This window comes from Geobacter sp. PheSNFMC (assembly GCF_059620965.1).
Genome location: NZ_JCAMRN010000031.1, coordinates 1 through 15867 on the forward strand (window position 1 = coordinate 1; position 15867 = coordinate 15867).

At 62.2% G+C, this 15867-nt stretch carries 14 protein-coding genes; 12 read left to right on the top strand and 2 right to left on the bottom strand.

The window, feature by feature from the left end:
- Positions 1 to 451: 451 nt before the first annotated feature.
- Together AC6CDK_RS08585 and htpG are read right to left on the bottom strand one after the other, a co-directional pair.
- The gene (locus AC6CDK_RS08585) at positions 452 to 1003 is read right to left on the bottom strand and encodes a hypothetical protein (RefSeq protein WP_192905388.1); all 552 of its coding nucleotides are present in this window, start codon (positions 1001 to 1003) and stop codon (positions 452 to 454) included.
- A 401-nt stretch (positions 1004 to 1404) separates the two neighbouring features.
- Complete coding sequence (gene htpG / locus AC6CDK_RS08590) at positions 1405 to 3357, bottom strand: molecular chaperone HtpG (RefSeq protein WP_192905389.1); 1953 nt, start codon at positions 3355 to 3357, stop codon at positions 1405 to 1407.
- 217 nt (positions 3358 to 3574) lie between these two features.
- On the opposite strand from htpG, the gene AC6CDK_RS08595 reads away from it, so the two are divergent.
- From AC6CDK_RS08595 to AC6CDK_RS08650, 12 genes are all read left to right on the top strand, one after another.
- Positions 3575 to 4723 (top strand): ABC transporter substrate-binding protein, encoded by a 1149-nt coding sequence (locus tag AC6CDK_RS08595; protein WP_192905390.1) that lies wholly within the window; start codon positions 3575 to 3577, stop codon positions 4721 to 4723.
- Positions 4720 to 7011 (top strand): sensor histidine kinase, encoded by a 2292-nt coding sequence (locus tag AC6CDK_RS08600; protein WP_192905391.1) that lies wholly within the window; start codon positions 4720 to 4722, stop codon positions 7009 to 7011. The genes AC6CDK_RS08595 and AC6CDK_RS08600 overlap by 4 nt, the downstream gene beginning before the upstream one ends.
- Before the next feature lie 276 nt (positions 7012 to 7287).
- Complete coding sequence (gene trpE / locus AC6CDK_RS08605; protein WP_039643611.1) at positions 7288 to 8763, top strand: anthranilate synthase component I; 1476 nt, start codon at positions 7288 to 7290, stop codon at positions 8761 to 8763.
- Positions 8764 to 8769: 6 nt separating this feature from the next.
- Positions 8770 to 9084 (top strand): DUF4258 domain-containing protein, encoded by a 315-nt coding sequence (locus AC6CDK_RS08610; protein ID WP_039643613.1) that lies wholly within the window; start codon positions 8770 to 8772, stop codon positions 9082 to 9084.
- Positions 9081 to 9320, top strand: a complete 240-nt coding sequence (locus tag AC6CDK_RS08615) for a type II toxin-antitoxin system MqsA family antitoxin (RefSeq protein ID WP_201132278.1) — start codon at positions 9081 to 9083, stop codon at positions 9318 to 9320. Before AC6CDK_RS08610 ends, AC6CDK_RS08615 begins: the two co-directional genes overlap by 4 nt.
- 13 nt (positions 9321 to 9333) lie before the next feature.
- Positions 9334 to 9903 carry an anthranilate synthase component II gene (locus AC6CDK_RS08620; protein WP_192905392.1) on the top strand — a complete coding sequence of 190 codons (570 nt, stop codon included), beginning with the start codon at positions 9334 to 9336 and terminating at the stop codon, positions 9901 to 9903.
- Positions 9904 to 10035: 132 nt separating this feature from the next.
- On the top strand, positions 10036 to 11088 hold the full coding sequence (trpD, locus tag AC6CDK_RS08625; protein ID WP_039643617.1) for an anthranilate phosphoribosyltransferase: 1053 nt from the start codon (positions 10036 to 10038) through the stop codon (positions 11086 to 11088).
- A 4-nt stretch (positions 11089 to 11092) separates the two neighbouring features.
- Positions 11093 to 11893: an indole-3-glycerol phosphate synthase TrpC gene (gene trpC / locus AC6CDK_RS08630; protein ID WP_039643619.1), complete on the top strand. Its 801-nt coding sequence runs from the start codon at positions 11093 to 11095 to the stop codon at positions 11891 to 11893.
- 47 nt (positions 11894 to 11940) lie between these two features.
- Positions 11941 to 13296: a TrpB-like pyridoxal phosphate-dependent enzyme gene (locus AC6CDK_RS08635; protein ID WP_192905393.1), complete on the top strand. Its 1356-nt coding sequence runs from the start codon at positions 11941 to 11943 to the stop codon at positions 13294 to 13296.
- 4 nt (positions 13297 to 13300) lie between these two features.
- Positions 13301 to 13912 carry a phosphoribosylanthranilate isomerase gene (locus AC6CDK_RS08640; RefSeq protein ID WP_192905394.1) on the top strand — a complete coding sequence of 204 codons (612 nt, stop codon included), beginning with the start codon at positions 13301 to 13303 and terminating at the stop codon, positions 13910 to 13912.
- Positions 13913 to 14096: 184 nt separating this feature from the next.
- The gene (locus tag AC6CDK_RS08645; RefSeq protein ID WP_192905395.1) at positions 14097 to 15353 is read left to right on the top strand and encodes an ATP-binding protein; all 1257 of its coding nucleotides are present in this window, start codon (positions 14097 to 14099) and stop codon (positions 15351 to 15353) included.
- 25 nt (positions 15354 to 15378) lie between these two features.
- A complete protein-coding gene (locus tag AC6CDK_RS08650; protein ID WP_192905396.1) occupies positions 15379 to 15807 on the top strand; it encodes a macro domain-containing protein in 429 nt (142 codons plus the stop codon).
- Positions 15808 to 15867: the final 60 nt, after the last annotated feature.

A 15867-nucleotide genomic window follows, 5' to 3' on the forward strand; every position in this document is an offset into this window, starting at 1 on the left:
CTGGAGCCATATGGGGCGAGCATGAACACGACCGTGATACATGATAGGTGCGTCTTCGAACGCGTACCGGTCGATATGCCAGTGCCCCGGCATCCCTGTCGCTTGGATTAGAGCTCCGTCCCGCTCCTTACATACATGGATCGATTTCCTGCGGTTTCAGTGTGTTCTGCCCCTCGCCTGAGCCCGGCAACAACTGCGATGCTCCGTCAGGTTCAATCCCGACGCTTTGAGTGGGACGGCTGAGGGTACGGAAGAGTTTCCAGGTCGCGAAGGAGATGCCTTCGCAGCCGCTGCGATGAAGCACTCGCAGCGGTGTGAACCTCGATAAGTGTTTGGTGCAGGACCTTTCCTCCTGGCAAAGGTTCCTGACTCTGATTATTTAGAAATGAAGTCAGAACAGGGAAACTGCTGATCCGATTCATGTAAAAAAGCGATTCAAAATCGTCAGGGCCTATTTTTGCCCTTGACAGACCGGGGCCTTATAAGGGTTGCCGTACTCCAGCGACCCTTTTGTGTCGAGGAGGAAACTCCAGTGCGCGTCGTCTTTTCCGAGAAGCGCTGTGCTTATAGTGCCGGCCTGATCCTTGAATTTAACGTATGCCCCCCAACGATGCAGCATCTCGTGGCTAAGGGTTTCAAGGGTGAATTCAAAGTCGGGGGAGAGGGGATCAGAAGCAATTTTCGCGATATTCCCCATATCGATGGTGCCCTGCAGCTTTCCCGCGCTTCCGTACAGATCGGAGTTATCGAAAATATCCAGGCCAATGCCACGGATGTCATTCTTTACCTGGAGGTAGAAAGCCACCGTATCGGAAGTAATAGTGAAATCGAAATTGGTAAAGATGACGAGAAAATCGTAGTCGTCATTGTGGGTCCTGAAGAACTCCTTCGCAATTACCTGGCGCGGTACGGCGTTTATGGTGCCATCGACGTTGTATTCGTTGTAATTGCCGTTTACCTCCATGACGGTGACGTTGCCGTAATCGCCAAGATGGCGGGCCATAAAATCTTCGGCTTGGGCCTCACCATGGATGACGCTGAAGAAGCAAGCAATAAGGAAGCTCAGTGTTACGGCGAGCCATTTGAAAGTTACCAGACGCAGGTCGAAAATTCCGGGTCGAAAATTCCGGGGACATCATACTTAATTACCTTCCCCTTCGGCCCCGGGAGAAATTCCGGACACCTCCCACATTACGTTTTACTTCAAAGTAGTTAATGAACACCCGCACCGAAACTATCTCAGCGCGCACTCACCCTGTCAAGCCAGGAAAATCCTGATAAAACGCGGCGATCAACGGTTATAGAAACGAAAAAAAGGGGAGCCGATGCTTCGGCTCCCCTTGGCGGGAATCAGGAATGGATTGGTGCTCGAGTACTGCGCGGGGGGAGGGGGGGCCTGCCGGCCTATTCCCCCGCGGCGGCCTTGCCGTCCGCCACCATCAGCTCGGCCACGAGCCGGGTGAACCGGAGCGGGTCGGCGATGGGCGATCCTTCGGTGAGCAGGGCCTGGTCGTAGAGGAGGTCGCAGTAGTCGGCCAGGCGCGGGTTGCTCTTGTCCTTGCCGAAGAGGGTGGCCATGACCTGCATGATGGGGTGGTCCGGATTAAGTTCCAGGATCCGCTTGGACTCGGGCACGGTCTGGTTCATGGCCCGGAGAATCCGCTCCATGTTGGCGTTGAGGCCGTGCTCGTCGGCAACCAGGCAGCAGGCGCTGTCGGTGAGGCGGTTGGAGAGCCGCACCTCTTTCACCCGCTCGGCCAGCTTCTCCTTCACGAAGGAGAGGAGGTCGCCGTACTGCTTTGCCGCCTCTTCCCGCTTGGCTTCCTGCTCCTTCTTCTCTTCCTCGGTGGCGGGGATCACGTCGCCCCGGTCAACGGCCTTGAGCTTCTTGCCGCCGTATTCCGGCAGCCCCTGCACCACCCATTCGTCCACCGGATCGGTCAGGAACAGGACTTCGTACCCCTTCTTGCGGAAGATTTCCAGGTGGGGCGACTGCTCCAGGGCCGTCCGGCTGGTGCCGGTGATGAAGTAGATCTCTTCTTGCCCCTCGGGCATCCGCTCCTGGTATTCCTTGAGGGAGACGAACGAACCCGCGTCGGTGGCGGTGCTCTCGAACAGGAGCAGTTCCTGGAGTTTGTCCCGGTTGGCGTAGTCGAAGTGGACCCCTTCCTTAAGGACCGGGCCGAACTCCTTGTAGAAGGCCAGGTAGTCGTCGGCTTCCTTCTCGCGCATCTCGGAGAGGGTGGAGAGGATCTTCCCGACGAGGCTCTTCTGGATCCGCTTGATCTGCACGTCTTCCTGCAGGATCTCACGGGAGACGTTGAGGGGCAGGTCGCTGGAGTCCACCACCCCCTTGACGAAGCGGAGGTAGTCGGGGATGAGCTGTTCGCAGGAGTCGGTGATGAAGACCCGGCGCACGTAGAGCTGCACCCCTTTCTTGCGCTCGGGCATGAAGAGATCGAAGGGCTTGTGGGCCGGCAGGTAGAGGAGGGCCTTGAACTCGCTGGTCCCCTCGGCCGAGTAGTGGATGGTTTTCAGCGGCTTTTCAAAGTCGTGGGAGACGTGCTTGTAGAACTCCTCGTACTCATCCTCGGTCACCTCGCTCTTGGAGCGGGTCCAGATGGCCTTCATGGAGTTGAGGGTTTCCTCCTCGGTCTTCTCGATGGTGCCGGCCCCTTCGATCTCTTCGCCGTTTACCCCCTTGGGCACTTCGGTGCGGGTCACGTCCATGACGATGGGGTACTGGACGTAGTCGGAGTACTTGCGGACGATGGAGCGGATCTTCCACTCGTCCAGGTATTCCTTCATCTCTTCCTTCAGGTGGAGGGTGATCTCGGTGCCGCGGGTCTCTTTGGCGCATTCCTCCACGGTGTAGGTGCCGTCGCCGGTGGACTCCCAGCGGACCCCGGCAGCCTTGTCGTGGCCGGCCCGGCGGGTGAGGAGGGTGACCCGGTCGGCCACCATGAACGAGGCGTAGAAGCCGACCCCGAACTGGCCGATCAGCTCCGGGTGGTCGGCCACGTTCTGCTCCTTCAGGTTGGCCAGGAATGCCTTGGTGCCCGAATGGGCGATGGTGCCGATGTTCTTCTCCACTTCCTCCAGGGTCATGCCGACCCCGTTGTCGCGGATGGTGATGGTGCCGGCCTCTTTGTCGGGGATCAGCTTGATCTTTCCTTCGGGCTCGCCCTCGATGACCGCCGCGTTCTGGTGGGACTCGAAGAGGACCTTGTCGATGGCGTCGGAGGCGTTGGAGATGAGCTCCCGCAGGAAGATGTCCTTGTTGGAGTAGAGGGAGTGGATCACGAGGTCCAGGAGCTGCTGGACTTCGGTTTCGAATTTCTTGACGGTCTTGCTCATGGGGATGGTGATCTCCTTTGGGGTGTGGTGTGCGCGTGGTCATTAACCTAATCATCGCCGCAACGAATTTCAAGGGGGATGATGCAACGGGATGGCGTTTACGGTTCCGGGGCGTAACCTGTGGGGTGTGGAACACTGTTTGCAGACCATCGGGAGTTGCTCGACAGGGACATGCGTAGCCGTGTTGAGGACATTCGTCCACGGAGGAACGATTCCCATGGTAATCAGGCCCGTTACGCGGCTTTTCGCCCTGCGCCCGGCTGCCTTGCTCGTGTGTGCGGCTGTCATGGTTTCGACCATGTCGGGATGCCGACGCGACGACTCTTTGAAAATCGGCTATCTGGGCACCCTCAGCGGCCGCCATTCCGATCTGGGCGTTGCCGGCCGCGACGGCACCATTTTTGCCGTGGAGGAGATCAACCGGGCAGGCGGTATCAACGGAAAGCGCCTGAAACTGGTGGTCCGCGACGACGAGGGCAAGGCCGAGAGCGCGCAGACCGCCGTGCGCGAACTGATCGCGGCCGGCGTCACCGCCATCGTCGGTCCCATGACCAGTTCCATGGCCGTGGTAACGGTGCCCATCGTCAACAATTCGCGGGTGATCATGGTAAGCCCCACCGTGAGCACGGGCGAGCTCAGCGGCAGGGACGACAACTTCCTCCGCATCTATCCCACCAATGCCCAGAAGATCCGGCAGTTGGCCGAATATGCCCGCAAGAGCCTGGGGCTGTCCCGGCTGGCCGTGGTGTACGACCTTTCCAACCGCTCCTACACCGACGACTGGCGGCAGGCGTTCACCCGGCAGTTCGAGTCGCTGGGCGGCACTGTCGCGCCGGCGGTCTCCTTCGATGCGTCCGGCCAGACCGATTACCTGTCCGTGGCCAGAACGCTCCTGGCAAAGAAGCCGCAGGGGGTTCTCATCCTGGCCGGTGCCGTGGATTCCGCCATGTTCTGCCAGCAGATCCGCAAGCTCGACACCGCCATGGCCCTGTTCGCCACCGAATGGTCCAGCACGCCCGAGCTCCTCGTGCACGGCGGTTCCGCCGTGGAGGGGATCGTCTACTGCCAGAACTTCATCCGCGATGACGACTCCACCCCCTATGTGACCTTCTGCCGATCCTTTGACGCACGCTTCGGCCAGATTCCCGACTTCGGCGCTGTCTATGCATACCAGGCGGTGCGGGTGATCGGCAAGGCGTTCGCGTCTGCCCGCACCGCCGGGGACCTCAAGGGGGCCATCCTCGGCATCGGCACCTTCCCCGGCCTTCAGGGCGAGTTCACCATTGACCGTTTCGGCGATGCCGACCGGAAGCCGTTCCTGATGACCGTGCGTCAGGGAGCGTTCCGGCGGGTGGAGGTGCCGTGAACCGGAGGATAAGCTTCAAGACGGCTCTGCTGGTTGCCCTGCTCGTGGTTGCGGTGGTGCCGGTGCTCACCGTGGGCCTGGTCGCGCGGTCGGTCCAGCGCGGCGACCTTCTGCATCACGTGGGGGCAAGCAACCTCACCCTGGCGCGGTCGGTCGCGCGGGAGGTGGAGAGCAGCCTGCGGGAACCGTCCAACTTCATCGAGCACATCGGCAAGGTTCTGGAGGATGATAAGGACCTGGCCAGCCAGTCTGTCGAACTTGCGGAAGAGATCAGTTCCACCGGTCTCTTCGAATCGCTTTTCCTGCTCGACCGCACCGGCAGGGTCGTGAACGTTGCACTTGCGCGCAATGCAAAGGGCTCGGCCGGCGATTACCTCGGCATGGATTTCTCCAGGCTGCCGATCTTCCTGGAAACGCGCACCACAGGGGAGTTGAGCCGGTCCAAGGTGTTCCTGTCGTCCGTTTCCGGAGATCCGGCGGTCATGTTCGCTGCGCCGGCCGGGGAGGGGGTCGTGGTCGGCACCCTCGGGCTCAGGGTGCTGAGCGACATCTCCGCCCATGCAAACCCCGACGACAAGGGGACGGTCATCATCGTCAGCAGGTACGGCAAGGTCATCGGCCATCCGGATTACTCCCTGGTCCGACGGCAGACCGACCTGGGCGGGCTCGACATCGTCCGCGAGGGGCTGGCGGGCAAGGCCGGCACCCATACCTACATGGTGAACGGCGAGAGCCACCTCGGCAGCGTGGTGCAGATTCCGGGGACGGGCTGGCTCGTCATCGTCGAGGTCCCCCTGGCCACGGCACTGGCCCCGGTGAACGAGATCGAGATGATTTTCCGGATCGCCACCCTGTCGACCATCGTGCTGGCTTCGCTGCTGGCCCTGGCGGGGAGGTCGGTGATCTTCCGTCCGGTCACGGCGCTTATGGCCAGCGCCCGGCAGATCGCCCACGGCAACTATGACGTTGTGCCTCTGCCTCGCAGCTTCCGCGAAATAGACGAACTGGGGGGCGGATTCCGCTCCATGGCCGACGCAGTCAAAACGCGGGAAAGCGAACTGAAGGAGCGCAACGAAGAGCTGGCCATGACCGAAGAGGAGCTGCGCCAGCAGCTTGACGAATACCAGTCGAGCCAGGACCGGCTGGTGGAAAGCGAGGAACGCTACCGCCAGCTCGTGGAATCCGCGCCCGATGCCATCGTCATCCATTGCGAGGGGCGTTACGTGTTCGCCAACCCGGCGGCCCTGCGCCTGTACGGTGCGGACACCGCCGCTCAGCTCCTGGGGCGGGAGATCACGGATTTCGTCCATCCCGACAGCCGCCAGGTGGTTGCCGAGCGGATCAAGCTGCTCTACCAGGAACACAGTCCGGTGCCGCTGTGCGAGCAGCAGGTCATTCGCCTGGACGGAACCGTGGTTGACGTGGAAGTGGTGGGCATCCCCTACACCCATCAGGGCAAGCCGGCCGTCCAGGCGGTGCTGCGGGAGATTACCGAGCGCAAGCAGGCGGAACTGAGGATTCGTCAGCTCAATGCGGAGCTGGAGGAGCGGGTGCGCGAGCGGACTGCCCTGCTGGAGGCAGCCAACCGCGAACTGGAATCGTTCAGCTATTCGGTATCCCACGACCTCCGGGCGCCCTTGCGCCACATAAACGGGTTCGGCCTGGCGCTGATGGATGAGTGCGGCGACGTTCTTCCCGACGACGGAAAGATGTACCTGGAACGGATCAGGAGCGCGGCCCGGCGCATGGGCCAGCTCATCGACGACCTCCTGGATCTGTCCCGCGTTTCCCGCGAGATCATGAGGCGGGAGCGGGTGAACCTGAGCCGGATAGGACGGGAGCTGGCCCGGGAGCACCAAGAGAGCTGGCCGGAGCGGCGGGTTTCCTTCGAGATCGAAGACGGAATCACGGCGGAGGGGGACCCGACGCTTCTGCGCGTCGCCCTTGCCAACCTCGTGGACAATGCCTGGAAGTACACGGCGAAAAACGAGGAGGCCCACATCCGGGTCGGCGCGACCGACATCGGCGGCACCCGGGCCATCTTTGTCAGCGACAATGGCGCCGGTTTTGACATGCGCTACGTGGACAAGCTGTTCCGCCCGTTCCAGCGGCTCCATCGGGCCGAGGATTTCGAGGGGACCGGCATCGGGCTCGCCACGGTCCTGCGGATCGTCCAGCGCCACGGTGGCCGCGTCTGGGCCGAGGGCGAGGTGGGCAAGGGGGCAACCGTGTATTTCACCCTGGGGCAGTCCGAGGGGGGCAGCATGGAGCAGATCCCTAAAGGGTGAGCACTGAGAAGCGAGGCGCCCCATTGCCGATGCGGACCGTGGCGGCGCCACTGCGCCGGTCGACCGGCGGGCGGGCACGGCTATGCCAATGCCCCCGGCGGCTTGTTGGAGTCCAACTCTTTCCTGGAGTCGATGCCCCACCTGACGCCCGGTCCGTACCTTTTCCTCCTGCGCCCTTTCTTGACACTCCGCCGTATACCGTGCTAGTTTAACCCATTCTAAAAAGGGTCTTTTTTCCGTTCCACCTCCCGTGCCGACCCGTTCCGGAGCCTCCCTGTGTATTTCCCCGATGTGGATACCTTCCGCGCCCTGGGCGCCCGGGGCAACCTGATTCCTGTCTGCCGCGAGATCATGGCCGACATGGACACCCCGGTCAGCGCCTTCCGCAAGCTCGACGACGGCCGCTACGCGTTTCTCCTGGAGAGTATCGAGGGGGGCGAAAAGTGGGCCCGCTATACCTTTCTCGGCGCCAGTCCTTCCACGGTCATCCGCAGCCGGGGCAACACCGTCGAGATCATCACCAACGGCGAGACCCGTGCAGTGACGACGGACGACCCCCTCGGCTTTGTCCGCGATTTCCTGGCCCGGTTCCGGCCCGTGGAGATCCCCGGGCTTCCCCGCTTCTTCGGCGGCGCCGTGGGGTACCTCGGCTACGACATGGTCCGCCACTTCGAGCGGCTTCCCACGGACAAACCCGCCGTGATCGGCGCCTGGGACTCCTGCTTCCTCATCACCGACACCATCGTGATTTTCGACAACATGCGCCAGAAGATCACAGTGGTTTCCAATGCCCACCTGGACGAGGGCGTTTCCGTCGAAGCGGCCTATGCCGACGCCGTTGCCCGGATCGAGGGGATCATCGCCCGGCTCAAGGCGCCGCTTCCGGCCCAGCCCGCCGCGGCCGCGGCCCGGAAGGTCTCCTTTTCTTCCAACGTCACCCGGGAGGCGTTCGAGGATGCCGTGGAACGGGCCAAGGAGTACGTCCGGGCCGGCGACATCATCCAGGTGGTCCTGTCCCAGCGCTTTTCCGGCGAGCTCACCGTGGATCCCCTCGACATCTACCGGGTATTGCGGACCCTGAACCCGTCGCCCTACATGTTTTTCCTCCGCCTGGACGATACCCTGGTGGTCGGCGCTTCGCCCGAAGTCATGGTGCGCCGGGAGGGGAGCCGCGTGGAGCTTCGCCCCATCGCCGGCACCCGTCCCCGGGGCGCCACGCCCGAGCGGGACGAGCAACTGGCCGAGGAACTCCTGGCCGACCCCAAGGAGCGGGCCGAGCACGTGATGCTCGTGGACCTGGGGCGCAACGACCTGGGGCGGGTCTGCCGCACCGGCACCGTGAAGGTGTCGGAGCTCATGGTGATCGAGCGCTATTCCCACGTGATGCACATCGTTTCCAACGTCCAGGGCGAACTGGCCGAGGGGAGGGACGCCTTCGACGTGGTGCGGGCCACCTTCCCGGCCGGCACCCTCTCCGGCGCCCCCAAGGTGCGGGCCATGGAGATCATCGACGAGCTGGAGCCGGTGCGCCGGGAAGTCTACGGCGGAGCCGTGGGCTACTTCTCCTTCTCCGGCACCATGGACCTGGCCATTGCCATCCGCACCCTCGTCATCCGCGACGGCATGGTGCACCTCCAGGCCGGGGCCGGCATCGTGGCCGACTCTGACCCGGCCTCCGAGTACCAGGAGACGGTCAACAAGGCCATGGCCGTGGTGAAGGCCATCGAGACGGCGGAAAAGGGGTTGGATTAGCCGGTTATGGACGCGAGAAAGCTGCAACAGGCCGTTGTCTTGGGAAAGATATCGTGGCAACGACACGCTTTGACCAGGATGCTTGAGCGCGGCATTTCCCGACAAATGGTATTGACCTGTCTCAGTGACGGTGATGTCATTGAGGTGTACGAGAAAGATAAACCCCTGCCGAGCATTCTGGTACTCGGATTCCCTGCCGGCGACCCGCTCCACGTGGTCGCGGCCTATGATGAAACGTCGGGGAGTTGCTACGTGATAACCGTGTATCGGCCTGATTCACGGCATTTCGAGGCGGATTTCAAGACCCGGAGGTTGCCATGATGAGCGAAAATACTGGCGTCTGCCCGTTATGCGGCGGGGACATGGAAGCAGGAAAGACGACGTTTACGGCTGACCTGGGTTTTGGCGTGGTCGTGGTCAGGAATGTCCCGGCCACCGTGTGCTCACAATGCGGTGCCGACTGGATTGACGACGCCACCGCCGCCAGAATCGAAAAGATAGTGGAAGATGCCCGGTCGCGACACGCCATCGTCGATATTACCGATCTTGCCGCCTGAGGTTATCTGATTCATGCTCCTGATGATCGACAACTACGACTCCTTCACCTTCAATATCGTCCAGTACTTCGGCGAGTTGGGCGAGGATGTGCGGGTCTTCCGCAACGACGGCATTACCCTGGATGAGATCGAGGCCCTGGCGCCCCGGCGCCTGGTCATCTCCCCCGGACCCTGCTCCCCCGAGGAGGCCGGGATATCGGTCGCCGCCATCCGGCATTTTGCCGGGAAGATTCCGATCCTGGGCGTCTGTCTGGGGCACCAGTCCATCGGCGCGGCCTTCGGCGGCACGGTGGTCCGCAGTTCCACCCTGATGCACGGCAAGACCTCCCCGATTCATCACAACGGACAGGGGCTGTTCCGGGGGCTGCCCAACCCCTTCAATGCCACCCGGTACCACTCCCTGGTGGTAGAGCGGGCCAGCTTCCCGGACTGCCTGGAGATCACCGCCTGGGTGGATGAGGGGGAGATCATGGGCCTCGCCCACCGGGACCTGCCGGTCTGGGGGGTCCAGTTCCACCCCGAGTCGATCCTCACCGAGGGGGGGATGGACCTGCTCCGTAATTTCCTGGAGATGACGAAGTGAAACGCGGCTTTTCCGCAATCTCCGCGTTGTCCTGCGGAAAGACATGCTCGACGTACTGATCGATACGCCTGCGCTGGCTTTTCCCGGACGCCTTGACCTTGCACGAAATCCACGTTTCACGAGGAAGGTACAATGATCAAAAAAGCAATCGCCAAGGTTGTCGAGCGCATCGACCTCACGGAAGCGGAAATGATCGAGGTGATGGACCAGATCATGTCCGGCGGGGCGACCCCGGCCCAGATCGCGGCCTTTATCACCGCCCTGCGGATGAAGGGTGAGACGGTGGAGGAGATCACCGGCGCGGCCCGCGTCATGCGGGATCGGGCCACCCCCATCCGGGTCGGCAAGGGGGTCCTCGATATCGACCGGGACGACATCAACATCGACCAGGAAACGATCCTGGACGTGGTGGGCACCGGCGGGGACGGCACCAACACCTTCAACATCTCCACCACCGTCGCCTTCGTGGTGGCGTCCTGCGGGGTCAAGGTGGCCAAGCACGGCAACCGGGCCGTGTCGTCGGCCTGCGGCAGCGCCGACGTGCTGGAGTCCCTGGGCGTCAACCTGGACGTGACCCCGGAGACCGTGGAGCACGCCATTGCGAAGATCGGCATCGGCTTCCTCTTCGCCCCGGCCCTGCACGGCGCCATGAAGCACGCCATCGGCCCCCGCAAGGAGATCGGCATCCGGACCATCTTCAACATCCTCGGCCCCCTCACCAACCCGGCCGGCGCCGACTGCCAGGTGCTGGGCGTCTACCGGGAGGAACTGGTGGAGCCCCTGGCCCGCGTCCTTCACAAGCTGGGCTGCCGCCGGGGCTTCGTGGTCCACGGCATGGACGGCATGGACGAGATCACCCTCACCCGCGAAACCCGCCTCGCCGAGGTGACCCGGGAGGGGGTGTCGGTGCGGACCATCACGCCCGAGGAGTTCGGGTTCGCCTTCTGTCCCCCCGGAGAGCTTCGCGGCGGCGACGCGGCCGGCAATGCCCGCATCGTCCGCGGCATCCTTGAAGGAGCGAAGGGGCCGCGCCGCGACGTGGTGCTCCTGAACGCCGCCTACGGCCTGGTGGCCGCCGGCAAGGCCGTTGACCCGGCCGAAGGGGTCCGCATCGCCGCCGAGGCCATCGACTCGGGCCGTGCCCTGGCAAAGCTGGAAGAACTCATCACCCTGACCAACGAGTAAACCCATGACCGATACCCCCGATATCCTGAAGAAGATCGTCGAGCACAAGCGGGGCGAAGTGGCCGCGGCCCGCTCCGCCTCTCCCCTGGCCGAGGTGAAGGCCCGCATCGCGGACCTGGAGGACCAGCCCCGCGGCTTCGAACGTGCCCTGCGGGACTGCCACGCCTCCGGCTGGACCGCCGTCATCGCCGAGGTGAAGAAAGGGTCCCCCTCCAAGGGGGTCATCCGCCCCGACTTCGATCCCCTGGAGATCGCCGAGACCTACGAGCAGAACGGCGCCGCCTGCCTCTCGGTCCTGACCGACGAGCAGTTCTTCCTGGGCAACCTCCGCTATCTGGCCCTGATCCGGGAACAGGTGCGGCTGCCGCTGCTGCGCAAGGATTTCCTGTTCGACCCCTATCAGGTGTACGAGGCCCGCGCCGCCGGTGCCGACGCCATCCTCCTCATCGCCGCCATGCTGGAACCGGCGCAGATCGAGGATCTGGCCGGGTTTGCCCGGGAGCAGTATCTCGACGTGCTGCTGGAGGTCCACGACGAGCAGGAGCTGGAGACGGCCCTTGCGTCGAGCTGCACCCTGATCGGGATCAACAACCGCAACCTCCGCACCTTTGTCACCGACCTGGGCACCACCGAGCGGCTCATCCCCATGATCCCCGCCGACCGGTTCGTGGTGGCCGAGAGCGGCATCACCAGCCGCGACGACATCCTCCGCCTCCAGGCTGCCGGCGCCCACGGCTTCCTCATCGGCGAGTCCCTCATGCGGGAGGAGGATATCGGGGCCACGTTGCGGGAACTTCTGGGGTAGTTCAGTGACCCCCACGATCAGACAGACGCCATCGCAAAGGAGATCCGATGCAAACTAAAATAGTGCTGGACGAAAGCCGCATCCCGACCCACTGGTACAACATCATCCCCGACATGCCCGGCCCCCTGGCGCCGGTCATCAACCCCCGGAACCTTCAGCCGGTGACCCCCGACGACCTCCTCCCCATCTTCCCCATGGCCATCATCGAGCAGGAGGTTTCGGGCGAACGGTGGATCCCGATCCCGGAAGAGGTGCGGGAGATCTACCGGCTCTGGCGGCCGTCCCCCCTCTACCGTGCCCACCGGCTGGAGCAGGCCCTCGGCACCCCGGCCAAGATCTACTACAAGTACGAAGGGGTGTCCCCGGCCGGCTCGCACAAGCCCAACACCGCCATTCCCCAGGCCTGGTACAACAGGCAGGCCGGCATCCGGCGCCTGGCCACCGAGACCGGCGCCGGGCAGTGGGGGAGTTCCCTGGCCCTGGCCTGCTCCATGTTCGGGCTCGAGTGCACGGTCTACATGGTCAAGGTGTCGTGCACCCAGAAGCCGTACCGCAAGAGCATGATGCAGCTCTGGGGGGCCAACGTGATCCCGTCGCCGTCCGAGTTCACCAACGCCGGGCGCTCCATCCTGGCCCACGACCCGGACAGCAACGGCAGCCTCGGCATCGCCATCTCCGAGGCGGTTGAGGATGCCGCCTCCCGGGCCGACACCAACTATGCCCTGGGCAGCGTCCTGAACCACGTCTGCCTCCACCAGACCATCATCGGCCAGGAGGCCAGGGAACAACTGGCCCTGGCCGGCGACTACCCCGACGTGGTCATCGCCTGCTGCGGCGGCGGCTCCAACTTTGCCGGCACGGCCTTCCCGTTCCTGGCCGACCGGGCAGCCGGCAAGAACGTCCGCTGCCTGGCCGTGGAGCCCGCCTCGTGCCCGACCCTGACCAAGGGGATCTACGCCTTCGACTACGGCGACACCGCCAAGATGGCCCCCATCGCCATGATGTACACCCTGGGGCACGACTTCATGCCGCCCGGTATCCACGCCGGCGGGCTGCGCTACCACGGCGAGTCGCCCCTGGTGTCGCAGCTCCACCATGCCGGCCTCATCGAGGCCAAGTCGTACCGCCAGACCGCCTGTTTCGAGGCAGCCCACCTCTTTGCCCGGCACGAGGGGATCGTGCCGGCCCCCGAATCGTCCCACGCGGTGCGGGCCGCCATTGACGAGGCAGTCATCGCCAAGGAGGAGGGGAAGGAAAAGACCATTCTCTTCTGCCTCTCGGGCCACGGCCAACTGGACATGGTGGCCTACGACGCCTACCTCTCCGGCGGCCTGGAAGACGTCGAATACCCCGAGGAGATGATCCGGGAGTCCCTGGCCAAACTGCCCAAGGTGGAACTGTGAACGGATGGTCCGCGTCAAGATCTGCGGCATAACATCCCTTGAGGATGCCCTCGTGGCGGTGGAGGCCGGGGCCGACGCCCTGGGCTTCGTTTTTCACGACGAATCGCCCCGCCACGTGACGCCCGAACAGGCCGCCGGCATCATCGCCGGGCTCCCGCCGTTTATCCAGACCGTGGGGCTCTTCGTGAACCGTCCCCTGGCATTCGTCAACGACACGGCCGCCCGCTGCCGTCTCGATCTGGTCCAGCTCCACGGCGACGAGCCGCCCGAGTTCTGCGCCGCCGTGGAGCGTCGGGTGATCAAGGCCTTCAGGGTGAAGGACATCACCAGCCTCGACCCGATCCGGCACTACCGCGTGGCGGCCCACCTGCTGGATGCCTATTCCCCCAAGGCCTACGGCGGCACCGGCCTCACCTTCAACTGGGACATCGCAGCTGCGGCAAAGGCGTTCGGCCCGCTCATCCTCGCCGGGGGACTCACCCCCGACAACGTGCGGGAAGCGGTGGAAACGGTGAAGCCCTATGCCGTGGACGTCTCGGGCGGCGTGGAAAGCGCGCCCGGCCGGAAGGATGGGGCGAAGGTGCGGGAGTTCATTCGACGGGCGAAGGGGTGGTAGTCAGAGACAGTCAGTCAATCGGAAAAGGGGGCGGAAGGATTTCCATCCCCTTTTCTTGTATGGCTATAGAAGATAAGGGGCGCGTCGGAATGTTTGTCAAAGTGTAGACCTGACTCTGAAGTTTTGACCCAATTTATCCATGTCATGTAATTTGTGCACTACTTAGTAAGAATGGAGGACAGTAATGCTACGGTATCAAGATATTTTTGTCCCAGGTGGATTTCCGCGACATACGTATAATCCAAGGGTTGATTTGAACTTGGAAGAAAAATTGGCCGAGGTCAAAGATAACCTCTGCAAACTGGTTACGGTCACTGGTCAAACAAAGTCAGGGAAGACGGTCCTAGCAAGAAAAGTTCTACCTCCTGAAGAGAGTATATGGATAGATGGAGGTATTGTGTCACAGGAAGATGATTTTTGGCAGGTGATAATTGAACAATTACAACTATTTCAATCTGTAGAGAAGGAAGACAGTAGCGAAACAGCTAGTAAAATAGGTGGCAAGGGAACAGCTGAAGCCAATTTATTTCTAGCAAAAGGATCAGGAGAGATAAGCGCTGAACTCGAAAAGACTCGTGGTACAACTGTTGCGAGCAGTCGCACGATTTCCTCCCGTGTAGTTGCCCTCAATGGCCTGCGTTCTTCCCATATTCCACTCGTTGTGGATGACTTTCACTACATCCCTCGGGATATGCAGGGAAGCATCGTACGCGCATTGAAGCCCCTTATATTTGATGGCCTGCCCGTAGTGATCATAGCAATACCCCACCGACGTTATGATGCCCTGAAAGTTGAAAAGGAAATGACTGGTCGTATTTCACCTATCGATATCCCTACATGGACGTCAGACGAACTCGAATACATCCCAAATGTTGGATTCAATCTCTTAAATTGTCAGGTGCCTTCTGCCTTCAACAGCCGACTTTCTTCTGAAGCTATAGGTAGTCCTCACTTGATGCAGGATTTTTGCCGAGGGATAAGCAAGTTGCTGCGGGTGGAGTCCAAAAAAGAGGTTCAACATCTTGAAATTACCAAAGTTCAAGCTGAAAACATTTTTCAAGACGTAGCCGAGACCATAGGAAGGCCAATATTTGAAAAACTTGCTCGGGGGCCACGTCAGCGGACTGACCGTTTACAGCGAGAGCTGAAAAACGGCAAAACTGTAGACATTTATCAACTAGTTTTGCACGGCCTGGCGCATTTACGGCCAGGACTTGTGACACTTGAGTACGAGGAACTGAGGACTGCGATTCGAGACGTCTCTGGCGCCCAGATTCCGCAATTGCACGAAGTCGCTCGGGTCCTCAAGCATATGGCCACAATAGCTGCAACTGATCAAAGCTCAACTCCTGTCATAGACTTTGAGGAAGACGAGAAAAAATTGCATATTACTGATCCATTCTTCGCCTTCTTTCTTCGCTGGGGAAATCTTGAGCAGTGATGCCCAACTCTTATAAGGCCCCCCAATGAAGGAAACAACCGGCAACATCTGGGACCACCTCGGCACCGCAATTATCTGCATCACCACCAACGGCCACCTGACAAAGAAGGGGGAGGCCGTTCTGGGGCGCGGCTGTGCCCGGCAGGCTCGGGAGCGCTTCCCTGATCTGCCGGCCCGGCTCGGTGCTGTGCTGTCCGAAGGGGGAAACCATGTCCACGCCATCGGCGACGGACTCGTCAGCTTTCCCGTGGAGGAGAGCCCGTGGGCGAATCCAGACCTGCGGCTGATCCGGCGCTCCGCCGCGGAACTGCGGGCGTTTGCCGACCGGGAAGGGTGGCCCCGCGTCATCGTCCCACGTCCCGGCTGCGGCGGGGGCGGCCTGGCCTGGCAGGATGTGCGGCCGCTCCTGGCGGATATCCTTGACGACCGGTTTACAATGATCACTGCCCCTTGATGGGGCTTGCCCTGATGTGCGAGAATGGTCGGCCTCGGTTTCCGGCTATCAGCCACCGTG